Consider the following 22,328-nt stretch of genomic DNA (forward strand, 5'->3'; position numbering starts at 1 on the left):
ATCACGCGCTACGGTGCCGAGAAGCGCCGTCGCGCTCGTTTGTACCTTATCGTGATGTAGCGGGCCGTTTCCGTGGTCCGGTCGGATCCCTCTGCCCCAGGCGGCCGACTGCCCCAGGCGGCCAGCACAGGGGGAGGAGGGCGGGACGAGGGATGCTCGTCGACGCCGCCGCGATCGCCGCGGGCCTGACCGCGACACTGAGTTGTGCCCGGGCCGGTCGCCGTCTCGGTCGAGTACGGGGCCGCTGGTTGGTGTGGCTGTCCTTCGCGCTGGCGACCTGGACGGTTGGACAGGCCGGATGGATGCTGCACCGCTGGGACGGGGCATCGGTCGGAGGGCGGACGGCGACGGATGCCGGGTATCTCACCGACGCCGGCCAACTCGCCATGCCGGTCCTCGCACTCGCCGCCTTCGCGGCTGTTCCCGCGGGTCGGGCGCGTCGATCACGACCGCGCGCGGGCGTGCTGGCGCCGGCAGGGATGGCCGGCCTCGCCGGGGGCACCCACCGCTGGCCGCCGAGTTCCTCGCGGCTCACCCGCGTCGCCGGGGCGGGCGGCGAGGGGGTGGCCGCCGCCTACCCGCGCGCCAGTCCGGCCACCGCGTTCGACGAGGTCATACTCGGCAACTCCCTGTTCCTGCTCGCCTGGTCCGGGGTGCTCGCCGGGATCGACGAAGTGGACTCCTCCCGCCCGCCGCAGCCGGTGGAGCATCTCCTCGCGGTTGCGCATCCGATCGTCGTGCTGCTATTGATCATCGCATTCCTGCACGTGGCAGGCTTCCGGCAACCGGTGGACCTGCCCGCCGTCGCGATCGCCGGAACCGGACTGGTGTGCCTCGCGGTCGCCGGCGTATGGATCGTTCAGCTCGACGGCAGGGATCCCACGATGACGGGTTCCTGCTCGGTCGCCGGTGCCCTGTTGATCGTCCTTGCGGCATCGCGTGCCGGCCGGGGGGACGGCCGGGAGAACGGCTGGGAGGACGGCCGCCGGTCTCGCCGGTGGCCCGTTCACGGCGAACTGCTCGGATGGCTGTGGCCGGCGGTCCCCTATGTCGCCGCGGCCGTGGTCGCGGCGCTTCTGCTGGGGCGGGCCCACGGCGGAGTCATTCTCGATCCGGTCGAGATTATCGGGGGTGCGACGCTCGTCCTCACCGTCCTCGTCCGGCAGCTGACGACCCTGCGGGTGAGTCAGCGGTTGGCGAGCCGGGTCGGCGAGGCCGAGCACGAGGTGCGGCACTGGACATCCCATGACCCGTTGACCGAGCTGGCCAACCGCACCCTGTTCCACCAGCGGCTCACCGACGCCCTCGCCGCGAGCCGCCACGACGGCCGTGACGTGGCCGTCCTGTACTGCGACCTCGACGACTTCCGGGTCGTCAACGACAGCCTCGGGCACGCCGCAGGTGATCATCTGCTGCGCGCGGTCGGGCAACGGCTACGACACTGCGTAGGCACGTCGGACACCGTGGCGAGGCTCGGCTCCGACGAGTTCGCCGTGCTGTTGGACGGTGGGCGGGAACTGCCCGAGACCGTCGCCGAACGGGTCCTGGCCGCGCTGCGCCAGCCGGCGCAGGCCGCCGGTCACCTCTGGCCGGTCCGCGGGAGTGTGGGGCTGGTCGNCGCGTGCCGGACCCAGGAGACCACCGAGGCGCTGCTCCGGCGGGCCGACACGGCCGTCCACACGGCAAAACGAACGGGAAAGAACCGTCTGGTGGTCTACCGGCCCGGACTGTGCCCGCCCAGCGCCGGCACGCACCTCGCCGACGCCTTGGCCACCGCCCTGCGCAGGGGAGGACGGTCGGCCGGCTTCGACGTGCACTACCAGCCCATCGTGCGGCTGCGCGATCGCAGTCCGGTCGCCCTGGAGGCCCTCGCCCGATGGACGGAGCCGGGGCGTGGACCGGTGCCACCGGGCACCTTTGTCGCGGCCGCGGAGGACGGCGGCATCGTCGGCGCCCTCGACGACATGGTCCTCACCCAGGCCTGCGCGGAGGTCGCCGTGGCGTACCCGGCCTCGGCACTGCGGCTGCACGTGAACGTCTCAGCCAGCAGGATCGCCGACACCACGCTGCTCGACAGCGTCGCCCAGGCGCTGGCGGCCAGTCGGTTCGACCCGGGCAGGCTGGTGGTCGAGATCACCGAAACGAGCCGGATTGACGATCTGCGCGGCGCACGCGAGGTGTTGAACGAGGTTCGTGCGCTGGGGGTGGCGGTCGCGCTCGACGATGTCGGTGCCGGCCACAGCACATTGGCCGCCCTCCATCAACTGCCGGTGGACGTCGTGAAGCTCGATCGGACGCTGCTCGAACCACCGCCCAGGGACGGACACCGGGTGGCGACGATGCGTCGATCGATGATCAGTCTCGCGCACGCCCTCGGTGCCGTCGTCGTGGCCGAGGGCATCGAGCGGGAAGGACAGATCGCCGAGCTCGAGGAGCTGGGTTGCGAGCTGGGTCAGGGATACTTCTTCGCCCGACCTGGTCCGCTCGCGTCGCTCACGATCCGGCGCTGGGTTCCGCCTACGATCCCCGGTGGTACGGACAGCCCTGACTCCGCCGAGGTGCCCGATTCGCCGCCGGATCCGCCGGAGTCCTCCGCCACGAGCGGGGAGTGATACCCGGCGGTCAGCGCCGCCCTGGTGGCCCGGCCTACCCCCAGGTCCCGGGCCTGCGCCAGATCCGCCAGCGTGTCGACGTCACGTCGCAGTCCCGGTACCGAGCCACCGAGGGTTCCCGTCAGATCCACCGCTCCGGAGCGACGGTGCGTGGCGTGACTGTGTGGTCCGAATGCGGGCTGCAGGGTGGCGCCGGCCGACGCGGTCAGCAGAACGGTTCCCGTTCCGGTCGCGTCGGCGAGAACCGCTCGACGGTGCTGGCTCGCCTCGGACAGCGCCTGATGCAGCTCGGGGGGGCGCAGCGCGGGAAGGTCGGCGGAGAGGGCAGCCACCGCACGGGTGGGCCAGCGGGCCGAGGCCAGCGCGGCGCCGTGCACCAGAGCGGGATTGAGACCTCGGTCGGGTTCGTCCGGAATCACGACGAGCCGAGCACTCCTCGCAGCCGGGGAAAGATTCGGTTGATCTGCGCCAATATAGTGGGAATTGAGGAGAGTCGACAGGGCGTGGTCGGCCGTCCGATCGTTCGTTACGATCATCACGGCGCCGACCAGATCGGTCTCGGACTCAAGTACCGCCATCACCGTGTCCAAGGCCATCGCAAGGGCCAGCCGGCTCCGGTCGGGGCGGTCCAGCCGGGTCTTCGCCCGGGTGAGGTTCTTCAGCGGCAGCACGACCGTCCAGGACACTCCGTTTCGTGGGAGCCACACGAAGGCGACCATAGGCCATGCCGACCCCGCGGTGCGCCGGGTCCTGCGTGCGCGGGCTGAACGCCGGAGCCGTGGCGCGTCCCCGGCATGCGGCGCATCCTGCGTGGTACCCGCCAGATCGGCGTCTACGGTCAGAGTGAGGACGCGGCGGACGCGGCGCGATGCGAGGTGTCCAGCCGGCCGGGCGTCGATACCAGGCACGCGATCCANCNGGAGGGCANAATTATTGTCGATTCCCGCCACAAGGTAGAAAACGCCTCGATCGGTGGCGCCTTCCTCGTACCCATCGTCGGGGTCGCGATCACTCCCCCCGCTCGGCCGGACGTTTCCTGGGGAACCAGGTGAGACGGGCCGCGGTGCTTACGGCCGGGTCCTGGGGAAGTGTGTTCGCGAAGGTCCTCGCGGATGCCGGAGCACGGGTCAACCTGGTCGCCCGTGACCCTGAGATCGTCCGGGCGGTCAACACCCGCCAGGTCAATCCGCGCTATCTGCCGGCGATCCAGCTGCCGGACCGGGTGCGCGCGATGTCCGACGCGGGGGAGGCGCTGGCCGGCGCGGAGTTCGTGGTGCTGGCCGTACCGTCTCAGGCGCTGCGCTCCGTCCTCGCCGGATGGGCGCCCCTGATTGGGCCCGACGCCGTCTACGTCAGCCTGATGAAGGGGGTGGAGGTGGGCAGCCAGTTGCGGATGAGCGAGGTCATCACGCAGGTCACAGGCGTGTCGCCGGACCGGATCGCGGTGGTGAGCGGTCCGAATCTGGCGCCCGAGATCGCCGCCGAGCAGCCGGCGGCGACTGTGGTCGCCAGTACCTCGACGAGCACGGCGGAGGCCGTCCAGGCGGCGTGCTGGACGCCCTATTTCCGCCCCTACACCAACACCGACGTGATCGGCTGCGAGCTGGGCGGAGCGATCAAGAACGTCATCGCACTGGCTGCCGGCATGCTGGAGGGAATGGGCTTCGGCACCAACAGCCTCGCCTCGTTGATGACGCGCGGCCTGGCCGAGACCCTCCGACTCGGGGTCGCGCTGGGTGCCGATCCGATGACATTCGCGGGACTGGCGGGACTGGGGGNTCTCGTGGNGNCCTGCGGCTCCCCGCTCTCGCGCAACCGCACCTTCGGCGAGAAACTCGGGCGTGGCCTCACGCTCGCGCAGGTGGAGGCCGAACAGCAGCAGGTCGCCGAGGGGGTGCGCTCCTGCCGCCCCCTGCTCGCCATGGCCGATGACCTGGGCGTCGCCATGCCGATCACCCGCCAGGTCGAACGGGTCCTCTATGAGGGTCTTCCCCCGATGGAGGCCGTCAAGGATCTGATGAGTCGGGAGCCGGGCCCGGAGTACCGGCTCCGTCCCTGACCTGCGTGTCCCTGACCTGCATGCGCCTGGCCTGCACGCGCCTCACCTGCATGCGCCTGGCCCGGCAGCACCGTCGTTCCGGTCAGGTCGGGGCGTGGTCGGTGCCGGGGGCGAACCCACGGCCTGCGTGTCAATGAACGCTCCGATCGAGCGCAGCTTACCCACCGGGTCCTCGTAACCGCGTTCGAGGAAACGGGTCCCGCGGATGATGCTGGTGCCGTCGGCCACCAGCGCGGCCAGCACGTAGGCAAAGCCGGCGCGCAGGTCGGGGATCGCCAGATCACCGCCGGTGAGGGAGGTCGGCCCGCTCACGACCGCCGAATGCTCGAAGTCCCGGGACGCGAACCGGCAGGCCTTCCCACCGAGGCACAGGGTCGACAGGGCGATGTCGGCGCCCATCTCGGCCAGTTGTCTGGTGTATCCGAACCGGTCCTCGTAGATCGTCTCGTGGATCACGGAGGCACCCTTGGCCTGGGTGAGCAGGACGACCAGGGGCTGCTGCCAGTCGGTCATGAACCCGGGGTGTACGTCGGTCTGCACATGTGACGCGGTCAACGGCTGGGCCCGGAAGAAGGTCATGCCCCGCGGGGTGACCTCGAACTCGCCACCGAGCCGGCGGAGGTGGTTGAGGAAGGTCGCCAGATGTTCCTGGCGGGCACCGACCACCTCCACCCTGCCGTTGGTGGCCACCGCGGCCGAGGCGAAGGACGCGGCTTCGATGCGGTCGTGGATCGGGGCATGGGTGGCTCCCCGCAGTGCGTCGACCCCCTGCACCACGATCGTGCGGTCGACTTCCACGTCGACGAGGGCGCCCATCTGCTGCAGGAACATGATGAGGTCGATGACCTCCGGTTCCACCGCCGCATTCGAGATGACGGTCGTACCCTGCGCCCGGACCGCGGCCAGGAGCAGGTTCTCGGTCGCGCCGACACTCGGGAACGGCAGCGCGACATGGGTGCCGTGCAGACCCAGCGTCTTGACCTGGACGGAACGCAGCTGCTCGACGATCTCCGCACCCATGGCACGCAGGCCGGCGAGGTGGAAGTCGACGGGACGCTTGCCGATCCGGCAACCGCCGGGCAGCGGGATCACGGCTTCGCCGACGCGGTGCAGGAGCGGGCCCATCATCAGGATCGGTATCCGGTTGACCCCGGAGTAGGCCTCGGACAGCGACGCGTCGATGATCTTTTCGGTGGCGAGTCGCACAGTGTGCTCGTCCAGCCACTCCACCTGGGTGCCGAGTTCGGCGAGCATGCCCAGGACCACGTCGACCTCGGCGATCCGAGGCACCCGGGTCAGGGTGCACGGCTCTGGCGTGAGGAGGGTGGCGACGAGCAGCTTGGTGACCGAGTTCTTGGCCCCGGACGCTTCGACCGAGCCGGTGAGCGGAGCGCCGCCGACGATGCGATACCACCGTCGGTCCGTGCTGGTGGATGGTACCACTCCCGAGCTGTGCGCCCCCACGGGCTACCTCCACGGTGATGATGCGGATGCGTGACGTGCGTCAGGTCACGTGCGGCGGGGCGATTGAACCAGACGCCGCCGGCGCGGCCCGAGCCCGGCTCTCAGGCTGCTACCTACGGTGACGATAGCCGTGGTCTACCGGGCCGATCCCCGCGCCGAGCGGAAAGCCGCTGGCCAGGGCGCCACTGACGTAGGCCTTGGCGGCCTGTGCGGCCTCGACGTGACCACGCCCCTGCGCCAGGTGCGCGGCGATCGCGGAGGCCAGCGTGCATCCGGTGCCATGGGTGTGCCGCCGGTCCAGGCGGGGGCTTCGGAGGACGACCTCGGTGGTCCCGTCGGTGAGCAGGTCGACCGCGTCGCCGGGAAGATGCCCGCCCTTCACCAGCACCCAGCGCGGGCCCAGGGCGAGCATCNCCTCGGCGGCTCTGGGCAGGTCGGCGACGTCCAGCACCTCCACCCCGGTCAGCAGACGTACCTCGTCGAGGTTCGGTGTGGCGATGGTGGCGCGGGGCATGAGCTCCGTACGGACCACCTCGACCGCCTCCGGGGACAGCAGGGGGTCGCCGTGCTTGGAGACGCTGACCGGATCGACCACGACGGGTACGTCGAGCCGCGAGAGTTCGGCGGCGACCAGCGAGACCAGAGCCGCGGAGGAGAGCATCCCCGTCTTCACCGCGTCGACCCCGATGTCCGCCACGACCGCTCTGATCTGGGCTCGGACCGCTTCCGGAGGGAGATCCCACACACCATGGACGCCCAGGGAATTCTGTGCCGTCACCGCGACGATCGCACTCATGCCGTGGACGCCGAGGGCGAGCATCGTCTTGAGATCTGCCTGAATGCCCGCGCCGCCGCCAGAATCCGATCCGGCGATCGTCAGTACGCGGGGCGGGGCGGAGCTCGGTTCCGGCGGCGGCTCGCTCCGGATGCTCCGAGCGTTCACGTGTCTCCTATTCTTCGCTCTGGGTAGCTGCGTCGTGGTTGCCATCACAACCGGGTACCGAGCCGGCCAGCTGACCCCCACGATTGGGGTTCCGGATGAGGCCGGGCGACCCCTCGGTCGGTCCCTGTCGGCCGATCTGAGCAAATTCCTCGACCTCGGAGGCTCTCATCCGGGCCGTTTGCCTGTTACCTTCTGTCGGCCCGTAGTTCTGCTCGACGGGCTGTCGACGTCCGACGAGGGAGCGTCTGTGGTCCACGCGTACATCCTTATCCAGACCGAGGTCGGCAAGTCCTCCTCGGTTGCCAAGGAGATCGAGCAGATCCCCGGGGTCACCCAGGCCGAGGACGTCACCGGCCCCTATGACGTCATCGTCCGGGCGGAGGCGGCCACCGTCGATGACCTCGGGAAGATGGTCATGGCGAGAGTGCAGTCGGTCGACGGCATCACCCGCACGCTGACCTGCCCGGTCGTTCACTTCTGAGCTTCTCCGCCGCTGAAGCTCCTCCGTCCCGACGTGGGTCAGGTCGGCTCCGGGACGGGGGACCCGGTGGGCGCTCCCGGCTCCCGGCTCGCGCCCACCGCCGGGGCCGGGCCACCGGTGACGTCGGTGGCGCGCCAGAATCGGGACATGGCCACCGGTGGTGAGCAAGCCGAGCGGGGCCGACGCCCGGCACGGGGCGGGCGCCGGCCGGGGCGGTCATGTCGGTATCCGGTGTTCGTCGCCTCGTGGGTCCTGCTCGCGCTGGTCGGATGCGGCGGTCCCGGATCGATTCGGCTGACCAACGTGCCGATTCCCGCGGAGTCGGTCCGTTCGTCGTGCGTGGACCTGGTCCACGATCTTCCCCCGTCGCTCGGGGACGACCTCGACCGCCGGACACTGGACCCCCCACAGGCCACGGCGGCGGCCTACGGCGCGGCGCCGGTGGTGCTCACCTGCGGCGCGCCCGGTCTTCCGGCAAGCTACCGTCCCGATGCGATGCTGTCCGCCGTGGACGATGTGGGGTGGTTCGCCGAGAACCTGGGCGGCACGACGGTGCGCTATTCCACCCCCACGCGGCAGCCCCAGGTGGTTCTCACCCTGCCCGCCGACGTGCAGGCGTTCGAGGTACTCGTCTCGGTCGCCCCCGCCGTGCGGGCGCACAGCAGGTCGACGACANCCTGAGACGAGCTCCCGGCCATTCCCGCCCGGCGGAACGCCTCCACGCCGTCACGGGCCCGGGTGGCGCAGGTGCCGGGCGGTCAGCGCAGCCCCGCTCCGTCGCGCAGGGCCAGCCTGACGAGCCGGTCCACCAACTGCGGATAGGTGACCCCGCTCGCCTCCCACATCCGCGGGAACATCGAGGTAGGGGTGAAACCGGGCATCGTGTTGACCTCGTTGATGATCACATGGTCGTCGGCCGTGACAAACATGTCAACCCGCGCGAGCCCGGCACAGTCCAGGGCCTCGAACGCCGCGATCGCCACTCCCCGGACCTCCTCCCGTACCGCGTGGGACAGGTTGGCCGGGACGTCGAAGTGGGTGGCGTCGGACATGTACTTGGCCTCGAAGTCGTAGAAGCCGGCCGAAGACGTGACGGTGATCTCGGCGGGCACACTCGCCTCGGCACCGGGGCCGTCTAGAATTCCGAGGACCCCGCACTCGATCTCGCGGCCGACGATCGCCGACTCCACCAGGACCTTGGGGTCGCTGGCGCGGGCTGCCTTGATCGCGGTGTCCAGGTCCGCCCAGGCCTCGACCCGGCTGATCCCGATACTCGACCCGCCGCGCGCGGGCTTCACGAAGACGGGCAGCCCCAGCCGTTCCTGGTCGGCCCCGGTGAGTGTGTCACCGGCTCGCAGGACGGCGTAGGAGCCGACGGGAAGGCCGGCGGCCCGCAGCAGTGCCTTCATGTGTTGCTTGTCCATGGCGGCCGCGCTGGCGAACACCCCGGAGCCGACGTAGGGCAGGCCGGCCATCTCCAGGAGACCCTGGACCGTCCCATCCTCCCCAAAGGGGCCGTGGAGCAGCGGGAAGACCACATCGATGTCCCCGGGAATGTCGCTGCTCCCGAGAGCGTCGCTGCTCCCGAGGGTGTTCCTGACAGAGTCGAGGCCGCCGCGGGGGCGGCACGGCAACAGACCGGGCGTCGTCGGATCCGCGGCCAGGACGACGCTCTCACCGTGGGCCGCGACGACGGCGGGCAGTCGGTCTCCCGTCACCGCGAGGGCGGTCGGGTCGTCCGGCAGCACGACCCAGCGGCCATGTGTGTCGATGCCGACGGGGACGACGTCGTAGACGTCACGATCCAGGGCTCGCAGTACACCGCTGGCCGATATACAGGAGATCGCGTGCTCGGTGCTGCGGCCACCGAACAGGAGGGCGAGCCGAATCCGACGCCTGGAGCCTGCCATGCCGGGACACTAACGGATCGGCGTCGGTGACCGGCAGCGTACCCGACGTGGATGTGGCCGCGCTCCGCCTCGACCTCCACGGGAGGCCTGTGTCCGGTGACGCCCCGTCCGGCCGGAGTAACGTCCGGCCCGGAGGGCTCAGGCGCGAGAGACCTTGCCCGCCTTGATGCAGGAAGCGCAGACGTTCAGCCGCTTGGGGGTCCCGCCCACGACCGTGCGCACGGTCTGGATGTTGGGGTTCCACCGACGGCGCGTGCGTCGGTGGGAGTGGGAGACCGACATACCGAAGCCCGGCCCCTTGCCGCAGACGTCACACACCGAAGACACGAGAAACACTCCGTCGAAGTAGTAGCCGAAGTCGAAGTAGTACTGGTCCCGGTAGGCGTGCCCGGGACGTCAGGGGAGTCAGAACCAGAATCGTACGCAACCCGCGACCCTGACGGCGCCGCCGGGGGACGCGCGCAGTGGCGGCCCGCTTGAGGTTACCCCACCTTCTGTGGTCCAGTTCTGTGGTCCAGATGATGCGGCGGGAGCCGGNGGGNCTCGGTACTGTCGGTGCTCCGGTGCACTATCGGTGATGTGGTCGACCTCGACACGCCCCTGAAGGCCCTCGTCGGCGCGCGTGCCGCCGCCCTCCTGGCCGATGGTCTGGAGTTGAGGCTGGTNGGTGATCTGCNGGGNCNCCTGCCCCGCCGGTACCATGAGAGAGGCGAGCTGACGGACCTCGCGGACCTCGTCGTCGGTGAGACGGTTACGGTCCAGGCCCGGGTCGAGAAGACGGAACGCCGCCCGATGCGCGGCACCCGGAAGTCGATGGTGCGCGTGACGGTGACGGACGGCCGGCATTCACTGTCGCTGACCTTCTTCAATCAGAGCTGGCGGGAGCGTGACCTACGTCCCGGGACGACCGCGCTGTTCGCCGGCAAGGTCGACGAGTTCCGCGGGCAGCGTCAGCTGACCAACCCGGAGGTCCAGCTCCTCGAACCCGAGGAGAGCGGGGAAGCCGTCAGCGGTGCGCCGTTCGCGAACGCGCTGGTTCCGATCTACCCCGCCTCCGCCAAGGTGCCGAGCTGGACGCTGGCGAGGTGCGTCCGGCTGGCGTTGGACTCTCTCGATCCCGTCGAGGATCCGTTGCCGGACGATCTCCGCAGCCGGTACCGCCTGCCCGCTCTGGCCGAGGCCTTCCGGCTGGTTCACCAGCCCGCGAACCGTGGTGAGATCGCCTCCGGTCGTCGGCGCCTCACCTGGGATGAGGCTCTGGTGTTGCAGGTGGCGTTGGCCCAGCGGCGTCGTGAGGTGGAGGCGCTGGCGACAACACCCCGGCCGCAGCGTCCGGATGGTCTGCTGGCGGCGTTCGATGCCGATCTGCCCTTCCCCCTCACGACGGGCCAGCGCGAGGTGGGGAAGACGATCGCAGCCGAGATCGGTCGGCCCGTTCCGATGCATCGACTGCTACAGGGAGAGGTGGGTTCGGGCAAGACACTGGTCGCCCTGCGGGCGATGCTCACTGTGGTCGACACGGGCGGCCAGGCGGTACTCCTGGCGCCCACCGAAACTCTTGCCGCTCAGCACAGCCGAAGCCTCCGGGAGATGCTCGGCGATCTGGCCCGGGCAGGGGAACTAGGAGCCGATCATCGGGCCACGCGGGTGACGCTGGTCACCGGATCGATGGGAGGGCGTGCGCGGCGGGAGGCTCTGGCGGAGATCGCGGACGGTTCCACCGGTCTGGTGGTCGGTACTCATGCCCTGCTGCACGATGAGGTGATTTTTAACGATCTTGGTCTGATCGTCGTCGACGAACAGCATCGTTTCGGCGTCGAACAGCGGGACGCACTGCGAGCGCGTGGACGACGTCCTCCCCACCTTCTTGTGATGACCGCGACACCGATTCCCCGGACGGTCGCGATGACCGTGTTCGGTGATCTCGAAGTCTCCGAGCTCACCGAACTGCCAGCGGGACGCTCTCCCATCGGGACGTTCGTGGTGCCGGCGAGCCAGAGATCCTGGACGGATCGAATGTGGGGACGAATCCGCGACGAGGTGGCCGCCGGGCATCAGGCCTATGTCGTGTGTCCCCGGATCGGTGCGGGCGGGGAGGACGGGGGCGGGGAGGATGATCCCGCCGAATCCTCGGCTGCCGGTCCGGATTCGCGAGCGTCCCGACCAGCTGCGACAGTGTGTGAGGTGCTGCCCCTGTTGGTGGATGGCGAGCTTGCGGACCTCAGGGTTGAACCGCTGCACGGTCGTCTCGCACCCGGGCAACGGGAGGCCACCATGAACCGATTCGCGGCCGGCGAGGTCGACGTGCTGGTCGCCACCACCGTCATCGAGGTGGGAGTGAACGTACCGAACGCGACAGTGATGGTCGTCCTGGACGCGGACAGGTTCGGCGTGTCCCAGCTGCACCAGCTGCGCGGGAGGGTCGGCCGGGGCACCGCGCCCGGCTGGTGTCTTCTGCATACAGCGGCCGAGCCGGGATCCCCCGCCTGGGAGCGGCTCAGCGCGGTCGCCGCCACCAGCGACGGGGCGAAGCTGGCCCGTCTCGACCTCGCGCAGCGTCGAGAGGGCGATGTGCTCGGGGCCGCCCAGTCCGGCGGACGACGATCCCTGAAGCTCCTGGAACTTCTTCGTGATGAGGACCTGATCCGCGACGCACGCGAGGAGGCCGGTCGCCTGGTTGACGACGACCCCGGGTTGGACCGGCATCCCGCACTGCGCCGGCTGCTCGACGCGGTTCTCGACGACACCAGTGTCGCCTTCCTCGAGAAGGGATGACCGGGTGGCCCGATGACGCGCATCATCAGTGGAACCGCGGGTGGTCGGCGGCTCGTGGTTCCACCCGGAACGACCACCCGTCCGACCTCGGAACGTGCCCGTGAGGGGTTGTTCAACACCTTGTCGACCTGTCTGGATCTGCGGGGTGCTCGGATTGCCGATCTTTATGCCGGGTCTGGTGCGGTCGGTCTGGAAGCGCTGTCTCGGGGTGCCACTCATGCTCTTCTCGTCGACCGCGATCCGGTCGTGATACGCACTCTGCGGCGGAACGTGACAGCGCTGGGACTGTCGGGCGCGAAGATCGCGCAAGCCGCGGTAGAGCGTGTGGTGCAGAACACCTCGGATAATCCCTACGACGTGGTTTTCCTCGATCCGCCGTACGCGATGCGCGATTCGGAACTCGGCGAAGTGCTGTCAAAGCTGCTGGCGGCCGCCTGGTTGACTGCGGACGGTGTCTGCGTTGTCGAAAGATCGCACCGCTCGGGCCCGGTCGCCTGGCCTGACGGGTTGTGTGCGCTGCGCGACCGGAGGTACGGGGAGGGTGCTCTCTGGTACGGTATTCGATCATGAGGAGGGCAGCCTGTCCCGGTTCATTTGATCCGATCACCAACGGTCATCTCGACATCATCGTCCGAGCGAGCAGACTCTTCGACGAGGTCGTGGTCGCCGTATCGATCAACAAGAACAAGGTCACCTTGTTCACCGTCGACGAGCGGATGGAGCTCATCAGAGAGGCCCTGCGTGATCATCCGATGGCGCCGTCCAACGTCCTGGTGGATGCGTCCCACGGGCTGATCGTCGATTTTTGTCGGAGTAGGGGTATCCAGTCGATCGTCAAAGGACTGCGTGCGGTCAGCGACTTCGACTATGAGCTTCAGATGGCGCAGATGAACAATTCGCTTGCGGGCGTGGAGACTCTTTTCATGAGTACGAACCCGCAATATGCCTTTCTGTCCTCCAGTCTGGTGAAGGAGGTCGCGCGTTACGGAGGTGACGTGTCGGGGCTGGTACCGGATGTGGTACTCAAACAGCTCCGTGAGCGCCTCGCTCAGTANCCCCCGCCGGGTGGGTAGCCGCCGACCGACTTCCGCCGGGCTCTCCCGCCGTTCCGGACTGTCCGGGCTCCGGGGCCGGTCGCGGGGGGCGAGCGGCACCCGAGCGGCTTCCTAGGCGGAGGTCCGCCGCCCGCCGGGCTCGGGTGTCCGGAGATCCCGGCAGCCTGATCGGATCGTCCGCGGCACCGATCGGATAGGCTAGGAGACCGTAGTAGCTGACCGGCGTTGGTAGCTGACCGGCTTGGTAGTTGACCGGCTGGAGTCTGTTCGTCGATCCTCTGGGAGGGTCCGGGCCGCTGGGAGGGTCCGGGGTGCCGCTGGGAGGGTCCAGGGTGCCGCTGGGAGGGTCCAGGGTGCCGCTGACGTCGGGCTGCCTCAGTCGTCAGCGACGCCGGGTAGCTACACCACCACGAAGGCCCTGTTTCGGCTGGCCTTCCTGACATTGACGTAGATGTGAATTCGACTGCCGCCATGACTGGATCCCACTTTCGCCGTCGGACCCCGAGGGGTCCCCTTGTACTGGACACCCGTGAGCTCGGTCGTCGGCCCGGGTCGATGCGGCTTGTCCGGGCGCAGGCGGAACTTCCCGCCGATCTCGGAACCGAGATGATGTGGGTGCCGGCCGGCGCAAGCGTCACCCTGGACCTGCGTCTCGAATCGGTGATCGAGGGTGTCCTGGTCAGCGGGAGCGNCGTGGNGCCGCTTCGGGGTGAATGTGCGCGCTGCCTGGACGACGTGTCCGAGGTCAGCATGGTCGAGTTTCGCGAGCTGTTCTACTACCCTGACCGAGCCGTGGACCTGGGTGACGACGAAGATGCTCGGGTACTGATCGATGATCATGCGGACATCGAGCCCGTGGTGCGGGATGCCCTGGTACTCAACCTTCCGCTGTCACCCATCTGCCGTCCGGACTGTGCGGGACTCTGCGTGGACTGCGGGGNGCGTCTCGACGATGTCGAGCCTGGACATTCCCATGCGCGATCCGACCCGAGATGGGCGGCGCTGTCCGCGCTGGCCGGCAGCGGAGCGACGGGAACCGAGAAGGGTCGCACCGACCCTCATGAGAGCAAGGAGAAGGAATAGTGGCCGTCCCGAAGCGGCGCACCTCGCGCAGCAACACCCGGTCCCGGCGTTCGCAGTGGAAGGCCAAGGTGCCGACCCTCGCAAAGTGCTCGCGGGGGCACGTGATCCGGCCGCACACCGTCTGTGGCACGTGCGGCCGGTACAACGACCGTCAGGTGCTTGACGTCTGACCCGGTGTGACACGTATCGCCGTTGACCTGGTGGGGGAGGGGTTGCCTTCCGGGCCTCTCCTCGAGGCATTGCCCAGTGCGCTCGGCGCCGATCCGCATCTGGTGCTCACTCTGGTGACATCCGGTGATACCGTCCGGGATGACCTTGCTCGGCTGGGAATTGTGCCAGGCGAGCGCGTCCTGCTCGCCACGGCCGCTCGCAGCGTTTCGGCGGGCCCGGAGGCATTGCGTGAAGTGCGAGCACGTCGGGACTCCGGCGTCCGGGTGGCGGCGCGCCTGGTCCGTGACGGACATGCCGATGCGATGGTCTCGACAGCCCCGGCCGAAGCCGTGGTCGCCTCGGCTCAGTTCACCTACGGTCTGCTCCCCGGGGCGACACGGGCCACTCTCGCCTCGATTGTCGGCGGGGCGAACGCCCCCGTCGTGCTGTGCGACGCGGGGGCGACGGTTGATGTGACGGCGGACGAACTCGCCCAGTTCGCGGTCGCGGGCAGTGCATACGCCGCGGTTCGCTTCGCCGTCAACGCTCCCCGAGTCGGGCTTCTGACGGCGCGTCCAGCGCTTCCCGACACCTTGCGACGAGCCGCCGACGAGCTGCTCCGATCGCTCGATCTGCACTATGTCGGCCCGCTGACGGCTGATCGGCTCCTCGCGCCTTCGTGGACGGGCGAGCCGGGCGACGGCCAGAAGATCGATCATCGCCGTGGAGTTGACGTGGCGGTCACCGACGGATTCACCGGAGATGTCCTGATGTCCGTCATCCGCGGGATGCGATGGTGGGAATCTCATCGGGGTACGGGGCACCTGTCCAGGGCCGGTCTGGATCCGGGATGGGGAACGTTGGAAGATCCTGATGTGCGGGGGGGAACGATCGTGCTGGGGGTCGATGGTGTCGCGGTCCACGCGGAGCGGGCACCGGATGAAGCCGGCGACAGCCAGGCAGTCGGGCTGCTCGCGGCGCTGAGGGCGGCGTCGGTCGCGGTCCATGCGGACCTGGCCTCTCGGACCAGAGCGGCGATGGCGATCTTGGTGGCGCGTCGCCGGGCCCTGGCCGGGCTGGTCGGATGACCCGCCAGCTGCCACCCCCGCCGCCGCGGGACGGCCTGATCGAGGTACTCGAGGTCGCCATCGACCCCGAGCTGCTCGACCGCGCCCTCACACACCGCTCCTATGCCTATGAGAAGGGCGGCCTGCCCACCAATGAACGCCTGGAGTTCCTGGGCGATGCGGTGCTCGGTCTGGTGGTGACGGCGGCACTGTTCATCCGCCACCCGGATCTTCCCGAGGGGCAGCTCGCCAAGCAGCGGGCCTCGGTTGTGAACATGCGGGCTCTCGCGGACGTGGCACGGGGGATCGGACCCACCGGGCTCGGTCCGTACCTGCTGCTGGGCCGGGGCGAGGAGACCACCGGGGGGCGCGACAAGGCGAGCATTCTCGCCGACACCCTCGAGGCCATCATCGGGGCGGTCTATCTGTCCTCAGGCCTCGACGTGGCCTCCGGTTTCGTGCACCGTCTCTTCGATCCCTTGCTGGACGAGGCCGCCGGCCGAGGCGCAGGGCTTGACTGGAAGACCTCACTGCAGGAACAGACGGCGGTGCTGGCTCTCGGGCCGCCCGAATACATCGTCGAGGAGGCCGGTCCGGACCACGCGAAGCGATTCACCGCCTACGCGAGGATCGCGGGAGAGCCACTGGGCGAGGGCGAAGGGGGAAGCAAGAAGGAGGCCGAGCAGCGGGCGGCCGCCGCGGCTTTCGCGGTTCTCGAGGAACGGTCAGCCTTGGGGCGGGAGGACGGTTCGGGCGCGGACGTCGCCGGCGGAAATCACGAGAAGTCCGCCGTCGGCAGCCTTGATCACGATCAGGTCTCGGGTCTGTGAGAGTGGCTGATCATCAGCTGCCCCGATTCGCTTCCTGGGCGCTGGCGACAGGCTCGGTGGTGGCAACAGCTTCAGTGGTGGCAACAGCTTCAGGGGTGGCAACAGCTTCATCGAGCCACGTCGAGGGTCCGGTGTCATCCCACTGACCCGACCCGACGACCGGAGATCATGCCAGAACTCCCCGAAGTAGAGGTTGTTCGCCGCGGTCTGGAACGTGGTGTCGTCGGTCGCGTCATCGCATCGGTTGACGTCCACCATCCTCGTGCGGTGCGCCGTCATCTGGCCGGTGCCGCCGACTTCTCGGCGCTGCTCGTCGGCCGCCGGATAACGGCGGCACGACGCCGCGGCAAGTATCTGTGGCTGGTACTTCAGCCGCCGGTAGACCATGCGGCGTGCGCTCCGGTGGTTCCAGAAGAACCACCGGAGGAGGAATCAGCTGCCGTGCTGGCCGAGATGTCTCCGCCCGCCCTGCCCCCAGGTCATCCGGCTCAGGGGGATGCACTGATCGCCCATCTCGGGATGAGCGGACAGTTGCTCGTCGTTCCACCCGCCACCCCCGACCAGAAGCATCTGCGGATCCGGTTCGTCTTCACGGACGGAGGACGCGAACTGCGATTTGTGGATCAACGCACCTTCGGTGGCCTGGCGGTCGCAACGGGGGAAGCGGATCTGCCTGCTCCCGTCGCGCACATCGCCAGGGATCCTCTGGATCCCGCCTTCGACGAGCGGCTCGTCACGGAGAGGATGCGTCGACGCCGTACCGGCGTGAAGCGGGCCCTGCTCGATCAGACACTTGTCAGCGGGGTCGGGAACATCTACGCGGATGAGGCCCTGTGGGCCGCGAAGCTGCACTACGCGCGGCCGACCGAGACCCTCACCCGGGCGGAGGTCGGCAGGCTGCTGGGTTGCGTGCGGACGGTGATGATCGCGGCTCTTGAGGTGGGCGGTACGTCCTTCGACCGCCTGTACGTGTCGGCGGACGGAGTCAGCGGGCTGTTCGAACGGTCGCTACAGGTGTATGGCCGCGCGGGTCGGCCGTGCACACGATGCGGAGACGCGGTGCGCCGGGACGCTTTCATGAACCGGTCGAGCTTCACTTGCCCCACCTGCCAGCCGCACCCAAGACGGGCCAGGTGGTAAGGTTCGATCACACGTTCGAATCCCGCGGCTCTCGGGTGGGGTGCCGGGCGTGGCGTCCGCGATAGTCGGGTGGGGAGCCAGACCTGCCGCGGCGTTCACAGTTATCGCCTCGTCCAGGACCGAGACCGGGCTGCCGGGATCGGTGAGGCATCATCCGGCACGTCGGTTGGCTGGCCTGCCCCCGACGCGACATGGACGGAGACGCGATGAATCCGGATGCCCTGCTCGGTCGTATACGGAAGCTGTTGGCGATGGCGGAGGCGGAGGGGCTGAGCGAGGCCGCCCGCGAAACCTATAACAGCAAGGCGGCCGAGTTGATCGCCCAGTACGGGATCGACCGCGCGCTGGTCGAGGAGGCGTCGCCGCACCGCGTCGAGGCGGCTGACCTGGTGGTGGCCGTCGATCCGCCCTATGCCCGGGACAAGATCTCGTTGCTCGCGGGCATTGCCGCACCGCTTGGTTGCCGGCTCGTGTACCGGACCGAGCAGCGTGCAGTGGGGACGGGGCACTCCGCTCATCTGTTCGGGATGGATGCGGATATCCACCGCGTGCAGATGTTGTTCACCTCGTTGCTGGTCCAGCAGGCACAGGGATTGGCCCTCGCCCGTCCACCACGCCAGGAGGACCCGCGGGCGTTTCGTCGGTCGTGGATGGCAGGCTTCGCGGTGGCGGTGGCGGAGAGACTGACCAGGACGGAGCGGATGGCCCGGGAGCGGGCGCAGACCCAGCAGACGCAGACCCGGGAGAACGGATCGGACCGGCCCTCGACGACGCCGTCGGTGGCCGTCGTCCTGGCGAATCGAAGCCAGCGGGTGGACGCGCACCTGGCAAGAGCCTATCCCAGGTTGCGAGCGCCAAGGACACGCCAGCTCTCTGGGAGCGGCGGTCGTGCGGGCTACCAGGCCGGCGAGCGGGCTGATCTTGGCCTGGGNAGCCGGGNGTCCAGCCGCGTCTCACCGGCGATCGGCATGAGGTAAATCGTATGGGTAGTAGTTACGCGTGGTACTGACTACTGCTTGCCGCCCGGCAGATTGGGCACCGCTGTCTGGGTAGGCCCTGCGGTACGCGGCGGGGCGTAGCCAGGACCAATAATCTTGTCTGCGCTGTCGACCGGCTCCGGGGTGACCTGGCGGTCACCATCGGTGCTCGCGCGTGGGACGGGTAGTGTGCCGCCGTCCTGAGAGAAGTTCTGGCCGCAACCGCTGAGAAGGAGTGCCGAGCCGAGAGCTCCACACGCGAGTAGCACGGCAGCGGACCGGCGGCGGAAACGTGGCCGGTCCGGCCGTTCCAGCCGATGATCACCCTGCCGCCGTGTCTCTTTCGGCCGGCCTGCCATGTCTGGGAAGTATGTGGTATCCACAATGGCCAGTACCCTACCGTGCTGATGAGCGATGTATCCGCGGAGCAGAGGGAGTCCGGACACGCCGTGGTCCGATTCACTGCCCGGGTCGCCGGCCTTGTCCAGGGCGTCGGCTTTCGTGACTACGTGCGTACCCGGGGCCGGCGCCTGGGCCTGGTCGGATCCGCCACCAACCTCCCGGACGGGGCGGTCGAGGTGGTCGCGGAGGGGCCGGAGCCGGCCTGTCGTGACCTTCTGCACTTGTTGATGACGGGTCACACCCCTGGGCGGACGGACAGGGTGGAGGCTGTGTGGCAGGTGGCGCAGAGTGATCTGACCGACTTTCGACGAAAGTGACTGGTTGCAGACGCTGCGTTGTCGGAACTGTCGTGGGTATGACCGTCCGCTTTTTGCATGTTCACCGGACCGGCTCGGGAGCATGTGGCATNCTCTTGACTTTCGGTCACTCGACATGGGAGCCTGGAGTCATTGTTTGGGGCGCACTCTGATCTGTTCGGATCTTGTGCTGTCTGACACCCACTAGGTCACTCATCGTGGAGGACCATCACTATGGCGAAGGCCCTTTTTGGCCACGTCGGTTCCGGCGGCGACTTGCGTCTCTCTTGCGAGGTGCGTCGGCTTCGTGCCCGAGTAGCGGAGCTCGAGGCAGAACTGGCTCGAGTACGTGAGGTTAACGAGGCGTTGGTGGGTGGTGTCGACGTGCCGGAGGATGTCCGGGCGCTCGACGCCGAACCGGCGTTCAGCTGAGCTGGCGGGGCGTTCCTCGGGGAGGCGCCCCCTCGTAGTGGGTATGCCCGGTTACGTGGGCAAGACTCCGTTTCTACGGGCGTCATGATCGCTGAGATCGTCGAATCGGTCGTTTTCCCGGCTGGCTCGTCCCTGCCCAGTGATGTTGCCCGTGTGTCTCGGATCACTTTGGCGGCTCTATGTCCAGGAAGAGCCGGGCAACCTCACTCCCCGCCTTCTTCGTACTTTTTTCGGAGCGTAGCCTGCTGGGTGCTTCGGGTGGCCGACTAGGATGGCTCTGTCGAACGTCGGCTGAGTCCGGCCATCCCGGGTCGAGCCGGTGAACCCTTCCAGCGCTCCGGAGACTGGTGCATCTCAAGAACCTGACCCTGCGGGGCTTCAAGTCCTTTGCGAGCTCGACCTCCCTGCATCTCGAGCCGGGAATAACCTGCGTGGTCGGGCCCAACGGGTCGGGCAAGAGTAACGTCGTTGACGCCATCGCCTGGGTACTGGGGGAGCAGGGTGCCAAGGCCCTGCGTGGCGGCACTATGTCCGATGTCATCTTCGCGGGCACGCCCGCTCGCCCGGCCTTGGGGCGCGCCGAAGTACTCCTGACGATCGACAACTCGGACGGCGCGCTCCCCATCGAGTACACCGAGGTGACCATCGGGCGACTGATGTTCCGCAGCGGCGAGAGCGAATACACGATCAACGGTACCGGTTGTCGCCTGCTGGATATCCAGGAACTGATGAGCGACTCGGGTATCGGCCGAGAGTTGCACGTGATCGTCGGCCAGGGCCAGCTCGACGCGGTCCTGCACGCGCGCCCGGAGGATCGCCGTGCGTTCATCGAGGAGGCCGCCGGCGTCCTCAAACACCGTAAACGCAAGGAGAAGGCNCNCCGCAAGCTCGAGGCGATGTCGGCGANCCNCNCCCGCCTCACCGATCTGTCCGCCGAACTGCGTCGGCAGTTAGGGCCGCTCGGTCGGCAGGCGGAGATCGCCCGTAAGGCCGGTGTGATTCAGGCTTCGCTACGGGACGCCCGCCTGCGCCTTCTCGCCGACGATCTCCATCGTGCCCAGGTCGCGATCACCTCCGACCTCGCGGACGAGGAGGCATTGCGGGCGCGGCTGACGACCACCGAGGCCGCTCACGCCGCGGCCGCCCGCCGTGAGGAGCAGCTGCAGGCCGACCTGACGGCGATCATTCCGCGCGCCACCGGCGCCCAGGAGACCTGGTACGCCCTGGCATCCCTGCGGGAACGGCTGCGGGGCACCCGTTCCCTCGCCGTCGAACGGGGTCGCCTGTTGCGTGCCGCGACCGACGACGTACGTGGGCGCCGCGACCCCGAGGAACTGGAACAGGAGGCCACGGCGGTCCGGGAGCAGGAAATCGCCCTCACCGAGCGGCTGGAGCGTGATCGGGATCTGCTCGCCGAGGTGGTCACCAGGCGTGCCGATCTCGAGGCCGCGCTCGCTCAGGAGGAGAAGGAACTGATCGCCGCGGCACGCGCGGCGTCTTTTCGCCGTGAGGAGATCGCGCGCCTTGCCGGCCAGGTGGAGGCCGCCAGGTCCCGTGCCACCAGTGCCGAGAACGAGATAGCACGGACGACCGAGGCACTCGACGCCGCGCGGGAGCGGGAGACCGAGACCTCGGCGTCACGTTCGGCCCTCGAGATCGAACTCTCTCGGATGGAGAGCGCACGGGAGGATCTCGCCGAGCAGCACAGCGCGGCCGTGGCAGTGCATGCCGCTGCCGCCGAGCGGCTCGAGGTCCTGCGCGGTGAGGAGCGTAGCGCCGAACGTGACCGCGCATCCTGGGCCGCGCGATGCGACGCGCTGCACCTCTCCCTCTCGCCGGCCGACGGAGCCGCGGCACTGTTGAGGGCTGCTACCGGCGCGCAGACCGGGCAGACCGCCTCGAACACGGCGGAGGACTCGGCTCCGGCACTGGATCCGACCCTCGAGGTGATCGGCCGGCTGGCCGGCGTCCTGAGCGTGACCGCCGGCGCGGAGGCGGCCATCGCCGCGGCGCTGGGCCCGGCGGCGGACGCCCTGCTCGTCGGCACGTCGGGGGATGCCATGGCGGCCTTTGCGTGGCTGCGGGAAACGGATGCCGGCCGAGCAGCGCTGGTGGCCGCCGTCACCGTCGCGGATGAGCCTGACGCCTGCGCCGGCCCTGACGCCTGCGCCGGCCCTGACGGCAGCGCGGCGATCGTCCCGGGGGCGGCCAGCGCCGACGGTCCGCTCCCGGCCGGTGCCGTTGCCGCGCTGGACCTGGTGGAGATCGGTGACGATCGGTTCCGTACCGCCGTGTCGTCCCTGCTCGCCCGGACTGTCGTGGTCGAGGATCTGGCGGCGGCCGAGCGGGCCACGGCGTTGCGCCCCGACCTGCGGGTGGTCACCCGCGCCGGCGACGTCATCGGTGCCCCCCTCTCTATCGGTGGCAGCGCGAACCCGCCGTCCGCGATCGAACTGCAGGCCGCGGCGGACGAGGCCGAGGCCGGCGTGGCGGAGGCGACCCGTCGCGTCGAGTCCGCCCACGAGGCGTTCGAGCCCGCGCGTGCCGAGGTGACCCGGGCCCGTACCGCCATCGACGCGGCACTGGCGGCGCTGCACGGGACCGATGCCCGGCACCGGGCGCTGTCCGAGCAGATGGCGCGGCTCGATNNTT

Annotated in this window: 19 protein-coding genes and 2 pseudogenes (1 of these 21 only partly in view); 16 read left to right on the forward strand and 5 right to left on the reverse strand. The window is 69.0% G+C overall.

Annotation, left to right across the window (positions count from 1 at the left end; translation table 11 throughout):
• Positions 1 to 884: 884 nt before the first annotated feature.
• A pseudogene (locus ALLO2_RS28185) lies at positions 885 to 2,417 on the forward strand (putative bifunctional diguanylate cyclase/phosphodiesterase); the annotation flags it as partial.
• A 35-nt stretch (positions 2,418 to 2,452) separates the two neighbouring features.
• Here ALLO2_RS28185 and cofC read toward each other — a convergent pair.
• Complete coding sequence (gene cofC, locus ALLO2_RS24270) at positions 2,453 to 3,331, reverse strand: 2-phospho-L-lactate guanylyltransferase (protein WP_011437992.1); 879 nt, start codon at positions 3,329 to 3,331, stop codon at positions 2,453 to 2,455.
• A gap of 329 nt (positions 3,332 to 3,660) precedes the next feature.
• Between cofC and ALLO2_RS09600 the strand changes: the two genes are divergently transcribed.
• Positions 3,661 to 4,671 (forward strand): NAD(P)H-dependent glycerol-3-phosphate dehydrogenase, encoded by a 1,011-nt coding sequence (locus ALLO2_RS09600; protein ID WP_198030979.1) that lies wholly within the window; start codon positions 3,661 to 3,663, stop codon positions 4,669 to 4,671.
• Between the two features lie 42 nt (positions 4,672 to 4,713).
• Here the strand turns inward: ALLO2_RS09600 and murA are convergent, their stop codons facing one another.
• Entirely contained in the window at positions 4,714 to 6,135 is a 1,422-nt protein-coding gene (murA, locus tag ALLO2_RS09605; RefSeq protein ID WP_011437989.1) for a UDP-N-acetylglucosamine 1-carboxyvinyltransferase, read from the reverse strand.
• Between the two features lie 109 nt (positions 6,136 to 6,244).
• Positions 6,245 to 7,078: a bifunctional hydroxymethylpyrimidine kinase/phosphomethylpyrimidine kinase gene (gene thiD / locus ALLO2_RS09610; RefSeq protein WP_051875046.1), complete on the reverse strand. Its 834-nt coding sequence runs from the start codon at positions 7,076 to 7,078 to the stop codon at positions 6,245 to 6,247.
• A 247-nt stretch (positions 7,079 to 7,325) separates the two neighbouring features.
• Here thiD and ALLO2_RS09615 point away from each other — a divergent pair, with 247 nt between their 5' ends.
• Positions 7,326 to 7,559 carry an Lrp/AsnC family transcriptional regulator gene (locus ALLO2_RS09615; protein ID WP_011437987.1) on the forward strand — a complete coding sequence of 78 codons (234 nt, stop codon included), beginning with the start codon at positions 7,326 to 7,328 and terminating at the stop codon, positions 7,557 to 7,559.
• A gap of 33 nt (positions 7,560 to 7,592) precedes the next feature.
• A complete protein-coding gene (locus ALLO2_RS09620; RefSeq protein ID WP_232235002.1) occupies positions 7,593 to 8,240 on the forward strand; it encodes a DUF3515 family protein in 648 nt (215 codons plus the stop codon).
• Positions 8,241 to 8,317: 77 nt separating this feature from the next.
• Here the strand turns inward: ALLO2_RS09620 and ALLO2_RS09625 are convergent, their stop codons facing one another.
• Together ALLO2_RS09625 and rpmB are read right to left on the reverse strand one after the other, a co-directional pair.
• On the reverse strand, positions 8,318 to 9,469 hold the full coding sequence (locus tag ALLO2_RS09625) for a D-alanine--D-alanine ligase family protein (protein WP_023840234.1): 1,152 nt from the start codon (positions 9,467 to 9,469) through the stop codon (positions 8,318 to 8,320).
• A gap of 138 nt (positions 9,470 to 9,607) precedes the next feature.
• A complete protein-coding gene (gene rpmB, locus ALLO2_RS24275; RefSeq protein WP_011437984.1) occupies positions 9,608 to 9,796 on the reverse strand; it encodes a 50S ribosomal protein L28 in 189 nt (62 codons plus the stop codon).
• 252 nt (positions 9,797 to 10,048) lie between these two features.
• Between rpmB and recG the strand changes: the two genes are divergently transcribed.
• The 12 genes and pseudogenes from recG to smc form a co-directional block, all read left to right on the forward strand.
• Positions 10,049 to 12,244, forward strand: a complete 2,196-nt coding sequence (gene recG / locus ALLO2_RS09630; RefSeq protein WP_035731390.1) for an ATP-dependent DNA helicase RecG — start codon at positions 10,049 to 10,051, stop codon at positions 12,242 to 12,244.
• 12 nt (positions 12,245 to 12,256) lie between these two features.
• Entirely contained in the window at positions 12,257 to 12,814 is a 558-nt protein-coding gene (gene rsmD / locus ALLO2_RS09635; RefSeq protein ID WP_011437982.1) for a 16S rRNA (guanine(966)-N(2))-methyltransferase RsmD, read from the forward strand.
• Positions 12,811 to 13,317 carry a pantetheine-phosphate adenylyltransferase gene (gene coaD / locus ALLO2_RS09640; RefSeq protein WP_035731300.1) on the forward strand — a complete coding sequence of 169 codons (507 nt, stop codon included), beginning with the start codon at positions 12,811 to 12,813 and terminating at the stop codon, positions 13,315 to 13,317. Before rsmD ends, coaD begins: the two co-directional genes overlap by 4 nt.
• 453 nt (positions 13,318 to 13,770) lie before the next feature.
• Complete coding sequence (locus ALLO2_RS09645) at positions 13,771 to 14,382, forward strand: DUF177 domain-containing protein (RefSeq protein WP_035731303.1); 612 nt, start codon at positions 13,771 to 13,773, stop codon at positions 14,380 to 14,382.
• Positions 14,382 to 14,552, forward strand: coding sequence for a 50S ribosomal protein L32 (rpmF, locus tag ALLO2_RS09650; protein ID WP_011437979.1), 171 nt, complete (start codon positions 14,382 to 14,384; stop codon positions 14,550 to 14,552). The genes ALLO2_RS09645 and rpmF overlap by 1 nt, the downstream gene beginning before the upstream one ends.
• 6 nt (positions 14,553 to 14,558) lie before the next feature.
• Positions 14,559 to 15,620, forward strand: coding sequence for a phosphate--acyl-ACP acyltransferase (locus ALLO2_RS09655; protein ID WP_023840231.1), 1,062 nt, complete (start codon positions 14,559 to 14,561; stop codon positions 15,618 to 15,620).
• Entirely contained in the window at positions 15,617 to 16,429 is an 813-nt protein-coding gene (rnc, locus tag ALLO2_RS09660) for a ribonuclease III (protein ID WP_011437977.1), read from the forward strand. The genes ALLO2_RS09655 and rnc overlap by 4 nt, the downstream gene beginning before the upstream one ends.
• Before the next feature lie 168 nt (positions 16,430 to 16,597).
• Entirely contained in the window at positions 16,598 to 17,569 is a 972-nt protein-coding gene (gene mutM, locus ALLO2_RS09665) for a bifunctional DNA-formamidopyrimidine glycosylase/DNA-(apurinic or apyrimidinic site) lyase (protein ID WP_011437976.1), read from the forward strand.
• Positions 17,570 to 17,775: 206 nt separating this feature from the next.
• Entirely contained in the window at positions 17,776 to 18,546 is a 771-nt protein-coding gene (locus tag ALLO2_RS09670; protein ID WP_035731393.1) for a DUF2786 domain-containing protein, read from the forward strand.
• 407 nt (positions 18,547 to 18,953) lie between these two features.
• Positions 18,954 to 19,265: an acylphosphatase gene (locus tag ALLO2_RS09675; protein ID WP_035731396.1), complete on the forward strand. Its 312-nt coding sequence runs from the start codon at positions 18,954 to 18,956 to the stop codon at positions 19,263 to 19,265.
• 213 nt (positions 19,266 to 19,478) lie between these two features.
• Positions 19,479 to 19,676, forward strand: a complete 198-nt coding sequence (locus ALLO2_RS09680) for a hypothetical protein (protein WP_023840227.1) — start codon at positions 19,479 to 19,481, stop codon at positions 19,674 to 19,676.
• A gap of 347 nt (positions 19,677 to 20,023) precedes the next feature.
• Positions 20,024 to 22,328, forward strand: a pseudogene (gene smc, locus ALLO2_RS09685) (chromosome segregation protein SMC); it runs 1,364 nt beyond the window's last position.

Origin of the sequence: Frankia sp. Allo2, from assembly GCF_000733325.1 — a bacterium.
In the GTDB taxonomy this organism is placed as follows: Bacteria; Actinomycetota; Actinomycetes; order Frankiales; family Frankiaceae; genus Frankia; species Frankia casuarinae.